The sequence below is a fragment of the Paenibacillus sp. FSL L8-0641 genome, assembly GCF_038006265.1.
GTDB lineage: Bacteria > Bacillota > Bacilli > Paenibacillales > Paenibacillaceae > Paenibacillus > Paenibacillus polymyxa_D.
On the sequence record NZ_JBBOUW010000001.1, the window covers coordinates 516,492 to 533,509 of the forward strand.

A 17,018-nucleotide genomic window follows, 5' to 3' on the forward strand; every position below is an offset into this window, starting at 1 on the left:
GCTTTAGATACTATGAGACTAAAGAATAAACCAAGTGGAACGAGAACGAAGTGGGCGGAATGGTGCTGTAAAAGCGTTAGCGTTCGCTTTAAAAGCTTTCCGTAGGAAAGCTCGCTTCGGAAGCATAACCTCCCCGGATTTCTACACTAATCATAAGTTTTTATTAAGAAATCTGGGTACAACAGCGATGGGAAGCATCATCCGACTGCGTAGTGGCGCTTCGTTCACTTGTCTAGTTCAGTCTTATTTAGCGTTTTAACAAATGGTCAGCGCTTGGGCAAGAAGTCGTTTGTGAAGGCCTTATCGACTTCCAAAGGCTTGCTGAGCAGCTTGCGTTCGTACATCCAGTCCGAATAGTTTTGCCATACCTCCGCTTTTTGCACGCCCCATTGCGCGGCATCATCCTGATAACGTGGGCTTAGCCATTTTTGGCTGGCAAGTACCAGTTTTTTATCCAGCTCCGGTACAGCTTTGCTTAAGATGTCCGCGGCTTCTTCCGGATGGGCGATAGTGTATTCATAGCCTTGTGCGGTAGCATCCATGAACGCTTTAACCAGCTCGGGATCATTTTTTATCGTTTGTTCGTTGCTCACAATTACAGGCGTATAGTAATCGAGGCTTTTGGAATAATCTTTTACATACAGCATATCCAGAGGCTCACCTCGAAGCTGGGCCTCGATTCCGGTCCATGCGTAGAAAATCCAGGCAAAGTCGATATCCCGCTTCACGGCTGTAAAATAGTCTGCATTGCCCATGTTGACGATCTTCACTTTGCTCACATCGCCTTTGTCTGAATCCATGATGGATTTCATGACCGCTTCTTCTACGGGAGAGCCCCAACCGCCGTATTTTTTACCTTCAAAATCTTTCGGGCTCTTAATTCCGCGATCTACCGGGGCTGCGAAGCCTGAGGTATTATGCTGAATCACCGCAGCGATGGATACAAGCGGTACGCCTTGCGTGCGAGCCTGTGTGACGCCTTCTTGGTAGCTGATACCAAAAGGTGCAGCATTAGAAGCAACCATTTGATCGGCTCCGCCTGAACCAGGTTGAACAATTTGGACATTCAAACCTGCTTTTTCGTAAAATCCTTTGTCCTTGGCGACATAGAGTCCCGTATGATTCGTATTGGGTGTCCAGTCGAGCACGATTTTAACATCTTTGAGCCCCTTTGCCGGAGTAGACGTTTGAGTGTCGGTAGCGGAAGCCGCTTCTTGGGATGTAGGGGGACTTCCACCGCAAGCGGTCAGGGTCAGGGCCATGAGCCACAGACTGATCAGTCCCAGGCTTAATATTTTCATGCGCTTCATCGTTAGTGTTCTCTCCTTTTGATTACCCGTTATCCATCCAATCAGACAGCTTAAGTTTCCCATTTTCATAAAAATAACATCTGCCGGACGCGATCTTTCCAACAACTTCAACAAAAAAAGCGCCCCGAGTTTCCGGGACGCTTGCGCTTGTATATACCAAAGTAAGGGATGGTCCTATGTAAAAAAGGCACATCTTGCTTAAGCATTCCTACGCTGGCATTACCCAGATCAGGTTGTAAGGGTCAGTGTCTTGGGACACACTCTCAGCCGGCCGATTCCAGCACCCCTGGCATTGTATGGTTTAATGGGTTCATTTATTCGGGTTTACTACGACGATTATATGCTTTGAATGCGGGTCTGTCCAGCATGAAGGGAGAGATGACGGTTCATTTGCCGAACGACAGGGTACACTTTTACTGTGAGCTTTGATCTGAAAATGAGTATGAATCAATCCGATTCGATCCGGTCATGTTATTTTCAGAACAGCTGCGCAGGTAGGTTCAGATGGGCTGGTGCCCAATGGCATGGCCGTAGAGAATTCTAATTCGTGAAAAGGAGTTGTTGTACTGTGGGTAAAACGGAAACATTGGATCGCAACCAACTGGAACAAGCCATTGTGAAGGCTTTGGATAACAACAAATTTTGTACGTTAGGTACGGTAGAGGGTGGCAAACCGAAAGTACGCTATATGGCCCTTTTTAACGATGGAATGAACATTCATCTGGCGACAGATCGCAAAACGCATAAAGTGGATGAGCTAAAGGACAATCCGAATGCTTATCTGCTGCTGGGTTATGAGGTTGGCGGTACGAAGGAAGTTGTTGAAGTGGAGGCTACCGTCCAAATTACAGCTGATGAGGGGCTACGCAAACAAGTGTGGAACGACTCCTTGAAGGAGTGGTTTTCCGGACCGGACGATCCCGATTATGTCATTCTGGACGTGAATCCGACTCGCATTGAGTATGTGGGTCAGCAAATGGAGCGCCAGGTGTGGAAGAAATAATACGAATATAAATGGATAAGCCAGTAAATCTCCAAGTTTTTCAGGAGGTTTGCTGGTTTTTTTGTTTTTGAGAAAATTAATTATTTTTTCATAAATAATTTTAAGTAAATGACTACTCTTTTGTCTGGCGTTGGATTAAAATAGAAATGGTGAGTTCAAGGCTTACATATATGTGCAAAAGTATGTATATGAGGCATACACCTTAATGAGGAGGGGTATATTTTGTTATTACGTAAAAATTGGTTTAAAGGGTTTACAGCAGCAGTTGTAGCTTGTAGCATGCTGGTGTTTTCAGCCGCTCCATCCTGGGCAGCTAGTGATTCTCGTGATAGCGCTACGGTGAATTTGCGGATCATGGAAACAACGGATATCCATGCGTCCCTGATGAACTACGATTACTATTCGGACAAAGAAACCAACGAGTATGGCTTGGTTAGTACAGCTAGCTTGATCCAGAAGGCACGTAGTGAAACAAGAAACAGTATGCTGTTCGATAATGGTGATTTGCTGCAGGGCAACCCATTAGGCGATTATATGGCCCGCAACAAAACCTTTGAGAAAGAAGGCGGTGTCCATCCGGTCTACAAGATGATGAACCTGATGGGCTATGATGCAGCTACAGTGGGCAACCATGAATTCAACTACGGTCTCGACTTTCTGGACAAATCGCTCAAGGGAGCTGATTTTCCTTATGTAAATGCGAACGTTTATGTTGATAAAGGGGGCCAAGCTACTAAGAATTATTTTACCCCTTATCAGATTCTTGATAAAACAGTAACGGACGAGAAGGGCGAAGAGCATACACTCAGAGTGGGTGTGATCGGTCTGGTCACACCTCAAATTATGCAGTGGGATGAAGCCAATTTGAAGGATAAAGTCGTTACGAAGGATATTGTGGAAACGGCGAAAAAGTTTATTCCTCAAATGAAGACGGAAGGTGCTGACATTATTGTCGTGCTTGCGCATACCGGTTATGAGGATGTGCCACAAACGCCACTGATGGAGAATGCCGTTAAGTATTTGAGCCAGGTGGACGGAATTAACGCTATTCTGTTTGGGCATGCTCATAAATCTTTCCCTGGCCCTGATTTTAAAGATATGAAGGGTGTAGATCTGGATAAGGGAACCATTAATGGCGTACCAGCCGTGGAAGCCTCCTCATGGGGCAAGGATCTGGGTATCATTGACCTGAGCCTAGAAAAGAAAAATCGCGAGTGGAACGTGACTAACTCTCAATCTCAAGTGCGTCCGGTTGTGAGCACCACTAATCAGACTGTGCAGTTTATCCCTGAATTTAAACTGATTGATGCGGTCAAAGAAGAGCATCAAGGAACGCTGGATTATATTCGCCAGCCTGTAGGAACAACGACGGCGCCAATTACCAGTTATTTTGCATTAGTGCAGGACGACCCTTCCATTCAAATTGTGACGAATGCACAGAAATGGTATGTTCAAAACCATCTCAAAGGAACTGAATACGAAAAACTTCCAGTATTGTCGGCAGGCGCTCCATTCAAGGCCGGCGGTCGAAACGGAGCCGAGTATTACACTAATATTCCTGAAGGTACGGTAGCGATTAAAAACGTGTCCGACCTGTATGTGTACCCGAACACGGTTCATGCTGTAGAAGTGACCGGTGCTGAAATTCAGGAATGGCTGGAGTGGTCTGCGGGTCAGTTCAACCGTATTGATCCAAAGCAAACTGAGGAGCAATCGCTGATCAACAAAGATTTCCCAACCTACAATTTCGATGTCATTGACGGTGTGAATTACCAGATTGATGTAACGCAGCCTGCACGATATGATGCCAAGGGAACTATTATTGATTCTTCAGCGCATCGTATCAAGGATCTGCAATACAATGGGAAGGCTATTGATCCTGCGCAGAAATTTATCGTAGCCACCAATAACTATCGTGCTTCCTCATCCAAACTGGCCAACCCAGATGGCAAACGAATTGTGATGGCAGCACCGGATGAAAGTCGTCAAGTCGTTGTTGACTATATCCGTACGAACGGAACGATTAATCCATCGGCGGATGACAACTGGTCTATTGCTCCTTTTGGTCAGGCAAAGGTTACTTTCGAGTCCTCTCCTGATGCCAAAGACGTGCTGGCAGGCAATCAACAAATTTCATATTTGAGCAGCGCGGCAGACGGCTTTGCCAAATACAGCTTAAAAGCTGGCGCTAAGCCTAGTGCAGCAACGACTCCTGTAAAGGAAGCTGTGGCTCCCGCGGAAGCAACAGCAAAGCCAGCTGTTAAAACGACCAAACCGGCGGCTGTTAAACCAGTTAAAACAACAAAGCCAAAGGCGTCCAAATAACTTCGAATTTTAGTTTTCACTCAATATCAGAATGAAGCAGCAAGTCTCTTTAACCAAGAGATTTGTTGCTTTTTTTAATGTCAAAAAAACAGCCCCGAATTATTATGAGTGTAAAAAGGTTTTGTTTTTGTCGAATATGTACTTAAGTCCTAAGTTATCGTTAAAAAAAGCTGCTTTTTTGTAAAAAAACGTAATTATATAGTACTTTTGTTCTAGTTATTTGTGATATAATGGTGAAAAAACCGGAAAATTGTTCCGAGGAGGACCATTATGACATGCAGCAATTGCAGCATCATATTACCTATAAAGGATCAAGGATTGCTTAGAATTAGGTATTCCAGGGTGTCGCTTACTCCAGCATTAGATGGTTTGGGTATGCTATCGGAACAAATGAAGCAGCAACATGAGCGTGAGGGCGGCATAGAGTTTCGCTATGAGAGCCGTTCAGAGTTGGAACAGCTGGTTAACGGACTGGCTCGTCTGCCGCAGGAATACTTGAACCATATACAAGTTGTGGTGACTGGCTTGCATCATGTCGAAGGATATGAGGACTGGCTTTTATTTAGTCAATTGCAAGCCAGACTGCAACATCCGGATATCGTGAGTATTATTAAGGATCAAAGTTTTTCCAGCCATATGCAGCCTATTGTTGACCACAAGCTGGATATTATCGGGTTTGAGTTTTTGCTGCGTCCGTCACATGCGGAAAGACCTTTTCAGCCTTTCCGACTGTTTGAAATCGCTCGTGAAGCTGGCTTGCATGCTCATCTGGATCGCTCGGCTCGTTTTTCCGCTATTGAAAAAAGTGCAACATGCCTTCCGGCGGGGATTAAACGTTTTATTAACTTTCTCCCTTCCACCATTTATAATCCGGCTTATTGCTTGAATCACACCTTTGAGACGATTGATCGGTTATCCATGAGTACGAAGGATTTTGTATTTGAGGTCGTAGAAACGGAAGAGATAGACGACCTTAATTTTTTGCATCATATCTTTGAGCAGTATCGTAATCGAGGAGTTTCAGTTGCCCTGGACGATGTGGGGGCAGGCTATTCTACGACAGAGCTTATGAATTGCCTTCAGCCGGATTATGTCAAAATTGACCGTAGTATAATTGACGGCTGTCATAGTAACAGTAATCAGAAGCGGCAAATCACAGGAATTGTAGAATCGGCTTTTCGTTTTGGAGGCCAAGTGTTGGCTGAAGGAGTAGAGCAGATAGAGGATTTTGAATTTTGTCGTGAAGCAGGTGTGTCACTGGCTCAGGGTTATTTGTTTGGCAAGCCGGAGCCTGGTCCGCCCTCCAATTTTATGCTTAGCAGCGTAATATAGTCAGGAACAAATTTAAGTAGATGTAGTTTATAAAAATTGGAGCTTAAATAAGGCTGTCGTATAAGCATTAATGTAAAAAACGCGAGTGCAGAGGTTATTTCACCCCTGCAACTCGCGTTTTTTGGTCATGCTTGCCCACCTGAACAAGCTCTGGCAAGCAAAGCCATCCAGTCTCCAATTTTACTTGGTAAGGGACGTTAAAAGCCCGGAAGCAGTTTACGACCGTTTTTTTTAAAAGTAAAGATTGACGTTTTGAAGACAATTGGATACAGTGTACTATATAGGAAACATTGTTTCCTTGGTGATACGATGTATCTATATTAGGTAAAAGGTTTAACAATACAGGGAGGACAACCAAAATGAAAGCAGTGCAACTGAAAAACGGTTTTGGCTTTGAAGAGTTAACCTTGACGGAACTTGACACACCGGTGCCTGGACGGCTGGAAGTTCTGATCCGCATAAGGGCAGCGTCCCTCAATTACCGTGATTTGGTAGTTATCAACGGAGTCATGCCGATCGGCATTCAATTTCCCTTCATTCCGTTATCCGATGGAGCGGGTGAAATTGTAGCTGTGGGCGAAGGGGTGACAAAATTTCAGGTTGGACAAAGGGTAGCGGCAAATTTACAACAGAAATTCATTGGCGGGAGCGCGAGAGCGGAGGTCTTAAAGGACAGTCTGGGAGGCCCGCTCAGTGGAGTGGCGGCTGAATATATCGTTCTGCATGAAGAAGGGGTCGTCGCCATTCCGGATCATCTATCTTGGGAGGAGGCTTCCACTTTGCCGATTGCGGCATTAACCGCATGGAGCATGCTGATGGAATCCGGTGGGCTACGAGCGGGAGATACGGTGCTCTTGCAAGGAACAGGCGGTGTTTCCATCTTTGGGCTTCAATTCTCTCTGATGGCGGGAGCACGGGTAATTATCACATCGAGCAGCAATGACAAGCTGGAACGGGCAAAGGCTCTCGGCGCATGGCAGACAATCAACTATTCGGAGGTTCCAGAGTGGGATAAGGTAGCTCTGGAGCTGACAGGCGGCGGAGTCGACCATGTTCTGGATGTAGGGGGAGCGGCAACAATGGCGCAATCCATCAATGCACTTCGTACTGGAGGGACTGTGAGCATGGTCGGATTCTTATCGGGCTTGACCATTCCTGAGTTCGATGTCACCAGCATTTTGCAGAAGGCTGCGACGATTCGCGGCAGCCAGGTTGGTAACCGGGAACATTTCGAAAACATGAATCGTGCCATTTCCCGCCATCGTTTACATCCTGTCATCGACCGGGTATTCCCGCTCAGCCGAATCGGCGAAGCCTTCGCACTTTTGGCTGAAGGAAAACAGTATTTCGGTAAAATCGTCGTTCAAATATAAATGAGCATTTTGCATAAATCCCAAGAGCAATTTCAAATCAGCACTATATAGATCGAAACGGTTTAGTTCGTCTATATAGTGTACTTTCGAGCGTTGGGAATTGAATTATGCAAAATGCTGAAATATTATTCACATTACATAGGAGGCACTCTAATGCCCAGTAAACCTGATTTATCTGTCAAAGATTCTCAAGAAAGAAAGAATAAAAAACCGCGTAAGTGGGTACGCAGAACCGGATTATCGCTGCTGTCGGTAATCCTTCTGGGAGTGGTTATTTTTATGCTCATCCCTTCCCCTGTACAGCCTGCAAAATGGCTTGCACCTTCGGCCCCCTCTTTTGAACAAGCGGGTCCATGGCAACAAAACAACAAACTCAGCTCCGCCGAGCTTGTTACAGATGCCCCTAAGTTTCCGGAATTTATCACCTTTGACAAGGAAGGAAATTTATATACGGGAGACTCCGACGGGAAAATTTATAAGGTTGCCTTTGATACAAAGGGCAATCCGCAAAAGGCCCAGCTATATGCAGATACCAAAGGAACGCCCAATGGACTTATGTTTGACGCAAGTGGAAATCTGATCGTTACGGATGTTAAGAAGGGGCTACTGTCGGTAGATCCTTCCGGAAACGTGACGGTGTTGGCCAATCAAGTCGACGACACACCGATCTATTTGGCCAACGAATTGGATATTGCCAAAGATGGTACTATTTATTTTTCTGACACCTCCAATTATGGCAGTGTAGTCTTCAAAGAAATCGCCGAGAACAAGCCGCATGGACGTTTGCTGAAATATGATCCGGCGACCAAGCAGACGACAGTTCTGTTGGAAGGCCTTTATTTTGCGAACGGGGTTGCCTTGTCTGCGGACGAAGATTTTGTACTTGTGGCAGAGTCGTATCACTACCAATTGACCCGATACTGGCTCAAAGGGCCGAAGAAAGGGACTTCGGATATTTTTGCAGATAATCTCGCCGGTTTTCCGGATAACATTACGCGTGATGATCAAGGCCATTTCTGGGTCGGTCTCTTCACGACACGTATTCCCTTTGTAGATCAGATGCATGGAAGCCCGTGGCTGGCTGGAATGATGGCCAAATTGCCTCAATCGCTGCTCAGCGGTGCAAGCGCACCTGTGAAGCATGGACTTGCTGTGGAGCTTAATCCGCAGGGTAAATTCATCGGAAGCTGGCATGATCCTGAAGGCTCGCTTTATGGGATAACCACGGCTGTAAACCATGACGGATATTTATATATAGGTACAGCTCCTGGAGGCAGCCAGGGTGTTCATCGCGTGCTTTTAACCAAATAAGCTTGGGGAGGGTTTAACATGATATTGGATGAGTTGAAATTATCCTGGAAAGCGAAGGAAAGCCTGGCCGGGAAAGTAGCTTTGGTAACAGGCGCAAGCAGCGGCATTGGGGCATCGATTGCAAAAAAACTGGCAAAGCGTGGCGCGTATGTAGCTGTATTGGCGCGCCGTCAGGAGCGATTGGATGAATTGGTTCGCGACTTGCACCAAGAGGAATTGTATGAGGTCATGGCAATACCTGCCGATATCCAAAAGGCTGAAGACATACAGCAGGCGGTCCACGCCATTCTTGAACGCTGGGGGCGGCTTGACATTATCGTTGCCAATGCCGGCTTCGGGTATCGAAGTCCGCTGGCAGAGGTGGAACTGGAACGCTGGGAGGAGCTTTACAAGACGAATGTGCACGGTCTTGTCCTGACACTGAAGTACGGACTTCAGCCAATGAGGGAACAGGCCAAGGGGGATGTTGTCATTGTCTCCTCTATTGCAGCGAAGGAAGTGGTTGCCGGAGGAGGACTATACAGCGCTACCAAGTACGGCGTTAGCGCCATAGCCTCTGCATTGCGTTTGGAGACCAGTACGCAAGGAATTCGTGTAACTGCGATTCACCCCGGGGCGGTGGCGACGGAGTTTTCGCAGGTGGCCGGATATCCCGAGCAGGAAATTCGGGCGTTTGCTTCGAGCGTTTTGCCGCTGCATCCCGATGATGTTGCAGAAGCTGCCCTTTATGCACTAGAGCAGCCGGAGCATGTCAATATTCCAGAGTTGACCATAATGCCTTCGAGGCAGGTCCAGCGGTTCAAATAGAGCGATATTTATTCTGACACAAACCGGGTGAGCATGAACCAAAAGGCGCGAGCTACAGGGGGGGAATAACCCTTGCACTCGCGCTTTTTTATACTAATGAAGAGGCGTGACTGTCCAATAAAGTTTAAAACCACTTTGGGACAGCTCCATTTACTATAGAGCAGACCATTTCCTGTGAACATTTTGGCCCCACGTTCGCTCATCCAGTCATCGTGAGCACAGCTATAGTGTAATGACGTACAGACCTAGCGGCGTAGTTGCGCTACCTGCAACCATGAAGCTGAGAGAATAGCTGGATCTGCCGGGGGGAACGCTGATATCAGCTAATCGGCATACCTTGGTATTATCTCGTAGCAAAGGGATACCATATACACGATCATCCACGCGTACAGCCCCGGCGAACGCGCCCCCACGTGGATTCGCGTAGATTCTGACGATACGTACCTCGTCACTGTCGTTAACGATGGGAATGGTCGCGTTGTATATGGTTCCGAATTGTCCGCGATTATCTAGCGCAGGCCCCAGCTCGCTGCGTGCCCCGGTAAACAGCAGATCGGCAGGAGCCTCACCGTTCAGCTTTTTGGTGGCACACGCCCGATAGTTTGCGCTCTGTCCCACCACGTACTCTGGCATCCGCGCATTCGTTTCGGAAAAGGACCACACCCCTCGTGGATGCGCCTGTGGTGGAGGTACGGGAGGAAGCGCATCCATATGAATCTGGCGCAGATCGGTCTGCGTGTCCTTGCTGATCACGGTGCGAATCACATAATCCAGCGTACCGTGGCCTTCAGCAAATTCTACGGTAAGGTCATAGATGAATCCGGCCAGCGATCCCTCGGGCAGCTCAAATTCCTCCAGCAGAGCGGTGCCTTTGCCGAATTTATGACGGTCTGCTGGCCTCACACGTTCCATCGTACCCGCCAAACAGCTTTTGGCAATAGACTGCCCGACATCAATAATCCAGTTGCCGTCCTCAGGCACAATCTTAAGAGCGCGTTCAATATGGCGTACTTCCAGTTTAGCAGCGCTCCTGTTCTCTACAGTGATGCCCAGTTTAACAGGGCTGTCGATTTTGTTATAATGCCAGCCGAAAATGCGATGTTTGACTGTTCGGGTTGTCGAGCGAACCATGTCATGCCACAGGGTGGCTTGCTCGGTAGGTACCGTCACATGGGTAAGCGTCTCCGGGTTATCGCTAAGCATCAGGCGGCGTGTTCCGCCCTCAGTGGCTGACTCCACATCCACATGGATGTTGGGCGGGATCACGGCAGTTTCCACAATCAGATCCTTTGGCTCCTTGGATCGATGGTTCATGTAAATTCCTCCTTTTATTCAAAAGTGGGTACATGTATATGGGCAGTTCATAAATATAGGTAACGCCAGATCCATTTATACAACCTGTTTTACAAAATATTTTTTTAAAATAAACCTCCGCAGATTATAGCGGTTCTGCTAATGCGTCGAAGCAAGCTTACAAGACTCTTGTTCCCAATCACCAACGATTCGCAGCCAGGTATTGCGTGTATGTTAAGAGCATAAGCTATTGGATGTACAGAGAAGCTACAGGAGGGAAACATGCCTAAAAAAATATGGTGGAAGGAAGCCGTTGTATATCAGATTTACCCGATCAGTTTTCAGGATTCTGACGGAGACGGTAAAGGGGACTTGCGAGGCATTTTGTCCAGGTTGGATTATTTGTGTGAACTGGGTATTGATGTTATCTGGATTTGTCCGGTATATAAATCGCCCAATCACGATAATGGATATGATATTAGCGATTATTATGCCATTATGGATGAGTTTGGAACAATGGAGGATTTTGACGAACTGCTTCACCAGGCGCATGAACGAGGTATCAAAATCATGATGGATTTGGTATTAAACCATACATCGGATGAGCATCCGTGGTTTACGGAGTCACGCTCGTCCAAGGATAATCCGAAGCGGGACTACTACATATGGCGAACAGGCAAAAATGGCGGATATCCGAACAACTGGGAATCGTATTTTTCTGGCTCAGTGTGGAAATATGACAAGCTTACAGACGAATATTACATGCATCTATATTCCGAGCATCAGCCGGATCTGAACTGGGAAAATGAAGAGATGGTGGGCGAGCTCTACCGCATGGTGGAATGGTGGCTGAAAAAGGGAGTCGATGGCTTCCGTTTTGACGCTATTGCCCATATTGTCAAAGCCGAAGGGCTGCCGGATGCCGATAATCCCGACAAACGAACCTTGGTACGGGCTTATCAGCTCTTTTCCAATCTGGAACAGGTACATGTGCTTCTACGGATGCTGAATGAAAAGGTGCTGGAATGTTATCCCTTAATGACAGTTGGCGAAACGTCTGGCTTAGGACCGGAACAGGCGCTTGATTATGTGGGAGACCAGCGGCATGAATTGAATATGGTCTTCCAGTTTGAACACATGTTTATTGATGCACAAGGGCTAGGGACGGAAAAATGGAAATCCAAGCCATGGACGCTGGTGGAGCTGAAAAAAATAATAAGCAGTTGGCAGACAGTGCTTCATCAGGAAGGATGGAATGCCAATTATCTCAACAATCATGATCAACCTCGGGCTCTCTCCAGATTTGCGAATGATGGACAATATCGTGTGGAATCCGCCAAAATGCTGGCAACCTTCACACATATGCTTGAGGGTACGCCTTATATTTATCAGGGTGAGGAAATTGGGATGACGAATATTGCATTCCCGTCGATTGATGATTATCGGGATGTGGAAACGTTAAACTATTATGAGCAGCAACGAAAGATTGGTGAGCCGGAGGAGCAGATTATGGCGGCAATCTGGCGAAAAAGCCGGGATAATGCACGCACTCCTATGCAGTGGGATGCTGGTCCTGCGGCCGGATTTACCGATGGAGAGCCGTGGATGAAGATTAACGATAACTACACACACATTAATGCAGAGGCTGAAAGAAATAATCCAGGCTCGATTTTCCACTATTATCGTAAGTTGATTGCTCTGCGCAAACAACATGAGGTCATAGTCTATGGCGAATACAAGCTTCTGTTGCCACTGGATACAGAGCTGTATGTATTCACTCGTATGTTGGGAAAAGAGCGTTTGCTGGTCATTTTGAATTTCTTTGACCGTGATCCGGTGTTCCACTGGCCCGAAGGTGAGGAGCTTCCTGCCGCCAAGGCGGAACTACTTCTCTCCAACTACGAACCGGTACAAGGGGAACAACTGCATGCCTTGAAGCTGCGGCCTTATGAAGCCAGAGTGTATAAGCTAACCATGCATTAGGCTTTGCTATCTTTAGAATGGTAAAAGGAAGGGAAGGCCCATAGAGCCTTCCCTTCCTTGGAGTAAACTAAAAAGCCCAATCCACACTGGCTACCATGGGCAGGTGTGGATCGGGCTCATTATGATATGGTCTCATTAAATGTAGTTACTTTTTAGTGATAATGTTTCACCTTAAGGTCGTCTAGACTTTTAAACTCATACCCTTGCTTGCGAGCCTCGTCGATGATAGAAGCAAGCGCCTCGGCATTATCCTTGGATACGGAATGGAGCAAAATGACCGCTCCAGGGTGGAGCTGCTGCATGACTTGACGATAGGCATAGTCCGTTCCTTGCTGAATTTTTGTGTCCCAGTCCTTGTAAGCCACAGACCAGAATACGCTCGTATATCCGGCTTCTCGACAGGAAGCCAATGCTTTTTCACTAAAAATGCCGCGAGGCGGCCGGACATATTTCATTTCTTTTTGCCCGGTTAGCTCTGCCGATGCATTTCGTACCCGATCCAGCTCAGACCGGATCTCTGCCGAAGAAATGGTGCTCATATCAGGATGGCTCCATGAATGGTTGCCGATAATATGGCCCTCACTCGCCATGCGTCGCATCAAAGCTGGCTGGTCTTTTACAAAATGCCCCGTCACAAAGAAGGCGGCCGGAACCTTTTTGGCCTTCAATACATCCAGCACTTTCGGAGTATACCCATTCTCATAGCCGTTGTCGAAAGTGAGAAATAATTCTTTTTTAGTCGTATCCCCCAGAAAGATGCCACCTTGTCTTTCGATCAGGTGCATAAAGCCTTCTTGTGCGATGGAAGGCAGCTCCCCTCCTTTACTTTTTTTAAACCCAAAATGATAAGGCTGTCCGTCAACAGTCTGAGTAGCCCATGCGGGTTCCGCCGTAACTGCCAACATACCCGTTACTGCAATGCATAGCCACAAGGTAAATATTCGCTTCATCTATTTTCCTCCGCTTTCGTCCCGTTCGGGTAAGGTGTGTATGCTTCGACATATTTCATACCATCTGCAATATCGTACTGATTTATGCAAGGACATGCTTTGACCGAATGTAAAACTCATATTGACATGAATATTAAATCGAAGTAGTATACTTTATAAAACTCACTAGAATACTCGGATTTAATTCGATCGTTTATGCCGAAGAAAAGCATCAGCTCAGAATATCTTACATACTTGTAAGAACGGAAGGAGTTAGGACTCATGATTGAACTTAGGAATGTATCTAAAACCTACGTGAGAAAAGGCCTAAGTATTGAAGCGTTAAAAAATATAAATATCAAAGTGGATAAAGGGGACATCTTCGGATTTATCGGATTCAGTGGCGCAGGGAAAAGTACGCTAATCCGTTTGGTCAATCGTCTTGAGAAAGTAACCAGCGGAGAGGTTCTTGTTGAAGGGGAGCAGTTATATACCTATTCGACCTCTGGACTGCGGAAGGTAAGGAAGAAGATTGGAATGATTTTTCAGCATTTTAATCTGCTGGAATCAAAAACGGTGTTCGACAACATTGCAATTCCGTTGGTGCTGCTTAAGCGCAACAAACGCGAAATAGAGGGGCGTGTGAAAGAGCTTTTGGCGTTCATAGGATTGTCGGACAAGGCGAACAGCTATCCCAACGAGCTTTCCGGCGGACAAAAGCAACGTGTCGGGATTGCACGGGCGCTTGCGAGCAACCCGTCCATTTTGCTCTGTGATGAGGCGACCTCGGCACTTGATCCGCAGACCACGCAGTCTATTCTCGACTTGCTTCGCAAAATCAACAAGGAATACAAGATCACCATATTGATCATTACCCATGAGATGTCGGTGATTCAGCGAATTTGCAACAAGGTTGCCGTAATGGAAAAAGGGGAAATCATCGAGCAGGGCAATGTCCTGGAGGTATTCGGACAGCCGCAGCACCCAACGACGCAGAGCTTTGTACGCACGGTCATTCACGATGCAGTACCCGAGAGTGTGCTACAAACGTTCGAACAGCAAGAATCACAGCGGATTTACAAGCTGGAATTTATAGGACAGGTTGCTTCTGATCCGGTGGTTCATGAATTAATTCGGCAGCATGATATCCATGTGAACATTTTGTTTGCCAATATGACGGAGATTCAAGAAACGACGATTGGCTATATGACAATCCAACTGCGTGGTGGGCAGCATTCCATTCAGCAGGCTGTTGATTTTATCAAGAGCAAAGGAGTCCATATTCAGGAGGTAGAGAGTCTATGATGATTACAGGAACCACGATAACCTGGGATCAACTGTGGGAAGCTTTGTATGAATCCGTGCTCATGGTCAGCATATCCTTATTCATTGGCGCCCTGATCGGTATCCCTATCGGTATTTTACTCGTCATCACACGCCCGGGCGGAATTCTGGAGAACAAATGGCTGCACAATATTTTGAATCCGATCATTAACATTGTTCGTTCCTTACCGTTTATTATCTTGCTGATTGCGATCATTCCGTTAACCCGTCTGATTGTGCATACATCCATTGGGACCAGCGCGGCAATTGTCCCCTTGATTATATATATTGCGCCATATATCGGAAGGCTGGTCGAAAACTCGCTGTTGGAGGTGAATCCGGGGATATTGGAGGCAGCAGATGCGATGGGGGCGACCCCGTTCCAGGTCATTCGATACTTTTTGCTTCCTGAGGCATTCAGTTCTCTGATTTTGTCGTTAACGACAGCAGCCATTGGTCTGATTGGTGCTACTGCTATGGCTGGTGCGGTCGGCGGAGGCGGAATTGGCGATCTGGCGATCGCATATGGCTATCAACGTTTTGATACGCTGGTTATGCTGATTACCGTCATCATTCTAGTCTTGTTTGTACAAGGTGTTCAGTCCTTGGGGAACCTATTGTCCCGTAAAGCACGCAGGGGTTAAATTAGATGTTTTTTTTCACCTATTGTCTGTTCATAGCTTGTAATTTTATAATCCATGCGTTCCAATACGTTGTTCATATCTTTCATTTTTGCAATGAGCTGCTTGCGCTGCTCTATTAGGAGTTCTTTTCTCGCATACATTTAATATATTCAACCCATCTGCAATCTTCTTCCGTGTAATCTCTGATGCCACTTTTATTACGGTTCACACGCGGAATAAGTCCGATGCGTTCATAATAGCGGAGTGTATCCTGAGATAGTTCGAATTTTTTGCTTACTTCTGCGATCAACATGCAGACTTCACCTCCTGATTTCTGATCAAGAAACGCCCTATGTAAATGGATAGGGCGTTCTTGTCGTTTCTTATTTCGAAACTGTCATTTCATCCATATTTACTGGGCGCCAACTACCGGATGAGGAACATACGGCTCTTCCAGCAATGCGATTTCTTCAGGTGTTAACGTAATCGAAAGAGCAGCTACTGCATCTTCAAGATGAAACGTTTTTGTAGCACCGATAATCGGAGCTGTTACCGGTTCTTTCTGTAGCAACCAGGCAAGTGCGATTTGAACGCGTGGAACTCCGCGTTTTTCTGCGATGGCCGCAACCTGCTCCACGATCAATCGATCGGTATCTGCAGTCGCATCGTATTTAGATTTTGCCACTTGATCGGTTTCGGAACGATGTGTTGTTTCCTGCGCATCACGCGTCAATCTTCCACCTGCAAGTGGGCTGTATGGAATCACACCGATTTTTTCTTCCTTACAAAGCGGCAGCATCTCTCTCTCCTCTTCACGATATAAGAGGTTTAAATGATTTTGCATCGATACAAACCGGGTCCATCCATTCTTCTCAGCTATATGCAAAGCCTTTAGAAACTGCCATGCGTACATGGCAGAAGCTCCGATATATCTTGCCTTCCCAGCCTTCACAACATCATGTAATGCTTCCATCGTCTCTTCAATAGGGGTAGTGTAATCCCAGCGATGAATTTGGTACAGATCCACATAATCTGTCCCCAGTCGCTTAAGGCTCTTATCGATTTCACTCATAATAGCCTTTCGAGAAAGTCCCGCACCATTGGGGCCTTGATGCATACGGAAATGAACCTTCGTTGCAAGGACAATTTCATCTCGATTCGCAAAATCTTTTAAAGCCCGTCCGACGATTTCTTCGCTAGTTCCGTCTGAATATACATTCGCGGTATCAAAAAAATTGATGCCTAGCTCCAGGGCCTTTTTTATAATGGGACGACTGCGCTCTTCATCTAATATCCATGGATGAATCCATCGTTCTGCAACCCCAAAGCCCATACACCCAAGACAAAGCCGGGATACATCCAAGCCGGTATTTCCAAGTTTCATATAGTCCATTTGATTATACCTC

The 17,018-nt window shown here is 46.5% G+C and carries 13 protein-coding genes, 1 pseudogene and 1 riboswitch; of the genes and pseudogenes, 9 read left to right on the top strand and 5 right to left on the bottom strand.

The window, feature by feature from the left end:
* Positions 1–266: 266 nt before the first annotated feature.
* Positions 267–1,310 (bottom strand): ABC transporter substrate-binding protein, encoded by a 1,044-nt coding sequence (locus MKY16_RS02295; RefSeq protein WP_318627663.1) that lies wholly within the window; start codon positions 1,308–1,310, stop codon positions 267–269.
* Between the two features lie 188 nt (positions 1,311–1,498).
* A riboswitch (TPP riboswitch) is annotated at positions 1,499–1,608 on the bottom strand.
* Between the two features lie 270 nt (positions 1,609–1,878).
* On the opposite strand from MKY16_RS02295, the gene MKY16_RS02300 reads away from it, so the two are divergent.
* The 6 genes from MKY16_RS02300 (at position 1,879) to MKY16_RS02325 (ending at position 9,461) form a co-directional block, all read left to right on the top strand.
* The gene (locus tag MKY16_RS02300; protein ID WP_340953933.1) at positions 1,879–2,313 is read left to right on the top strand and encodes a pyridoxamine 5'-phosphate oxidase family protein; all 435 of its coding nucleotides are present in this window, start codon (positions 1,879–1,881) and stop codon (positions 2,311–2,313) included.
* Between the two features lie 222 nt (positions 2,314–2,535).
* A complete protein-coding gene (locus MKY16_RS02305; RefSeq protein ID WP_340953935.1) occupies positions 2,536–4,638 on the top strand; it encodes a bifunctional 2',3'-cyclic-nucleotide 2'-phosphodiesterase/3'-nucleotidase in 2,103 nt (700 codons plus the stop codon).
* 270 nt (positions 4,639–4,908) lie between these two features.
* On the top strand, positions 4,909–5,970 hold the full coding sequence (locus MKY16_RS02310) for an EAL domain-containing protein (protein WP_029514697.1): 1,062 nt from the start codon (positions 4,909–4,911) through the stop codon (positions 5,968–5,970).
* Positions 5,971–6,329: 359 nt separating this feature from the next.
* Entirely contained in the window at positions 6,330–7,343 is a 1,014-nt protein-coding gene (locus MKY16_RS02315) for a zinc-dependent alcohol dehydrogenase family protein (protein WP_340953938.1), read from the top strand.
* Between the two features lie 153 nt (positions 7,344–7,496).
* Positions 7,497–8,654 (top strand): SMP-30/gluconolactonase/LRE family protein, encoded by a 1,158-nt coding sequence (locus MKY16_RS02320; protein WP_340953940.1) that lies wholly within the window; start codon positions 7,497–7,499, stop codon positions 8,652–8,654.
* An 18-nt stretch (positions 8,655–8,672) separates the two neighbouring features.
* On the top strand, positions 8,673–9,461 hold the full coding sequence (locus MKY16_RS02325) for an SDR family oxidoreductase (RefSeq protein WP_029514700.1): 789 nt from the start codon (positions 8,673–8,675) through the stop codon (positions 9,459–9,461).
* 222 nt (positions 9,462–9,683) lie between these two features.
* Here MKY16_RS02325 and MKY16_RS02330 read toward each other — a convergent pair whose 3' ends face one another.
* A complete protein-coding gene (locus MKY16_RS02330; RefSeq protein WP_029514701.1) occupies positions 9,684–10,775 on the bottom strand; it encodes a hypothetical protein in 1,092 nt (363 codons plus the stop codon).
* Positions 10,776–11,036: 261 nt separating this feature from the next.
* On the opposite strand from MKY16_RS02330, the gene MKY16_RS02335 reads away from it, so the two are divergent.
* Complete coding sequence (locus MKY16_RS02335) at positions 11,037–12,737, top strand: glycoside hydrolase family 13 protein (RefSeq protein ID WP_340953941.1); 1,701 nt, start codon at positions 11,037–11,039, stop codon at positions 12,735–12,737.
* Positions 12,738–12,889: 152 nt separating this feature from the next.
* Here the strand turns inward: MKY16_RS02335 and pdaA are convergent, their stop codons facing one another.
* Positions 12,890–13,687 (bottom strand): delta-lactam-biosynthetic de-N-acetylase, encoded by a 798-nt coding sequence (pdaA, locus tag MKY16_RS02340; RefSeq protein WP_165147948.1) that lies wholly within the window; start codon positions 13,685–13,687, stop codon positions 12,890–12,892.
* A 261-nt stretch (positions 13,688–13,948) separates the two neighbouring features.
* Here pdaA and MKY16_RS02345 point away from each other — a divergent pair, with 261 nt between their 5' ends.
* Positions 13,949–14,971 carry a methionine ABC transporter ATP-binding protein gene (locus tag MKY16_RS02345; RefSeq protein ID WP_340953943.1) on the top strand — a complete coding sequence of 341 codons (1,023 nt, stop codon included), beginning with the start codon at positions 13,949–13,951 and terminating at the stop codon, positions 14,969–14,971.
* Complete coding sequence (locus MKY16_RS02350; RefSeq protein ID WP_029514704.1) at positions 14,968–15,633, top strand: methionine ABC transporter permease; 666 nt, start codon at positions 14,968–14,970, stop codon at positions 15,631–15,633. The genes MKY16_RS02345 and MKY16_RS02350 overlap by 4 nt, the downstream gene beginning before the upstream one ends.
* On the opposite strand, the pseudogene MKY16_RS02355 reads toward MKY16_RS02350, so the two are convergent.
* Positions 15,630–15,925, bottom strand: a pseudogene (locus MKY16_RS02355) (MerR family transcriptional regulator). The gene MKY16_RS02350 and the pseudogene MKY16_RS02355 sit on opposite strands and share 4 nt — an antisense overlap.
* 99 nt (positions 15,926–16,024) lie before the next feature.
* Positions 16,025–17,005, bottom strand: a complete 981-nt coding sequence (locus tag MKY16_RS02360; RefSeq protein WP_340953945.1) for an aldo/keto reductase — start codon at positions 17,003–17,005, stop codon at positions 16,025–16,027.
* Positions 17,006–17,018 lie beyond the last annotated feature (13 nt).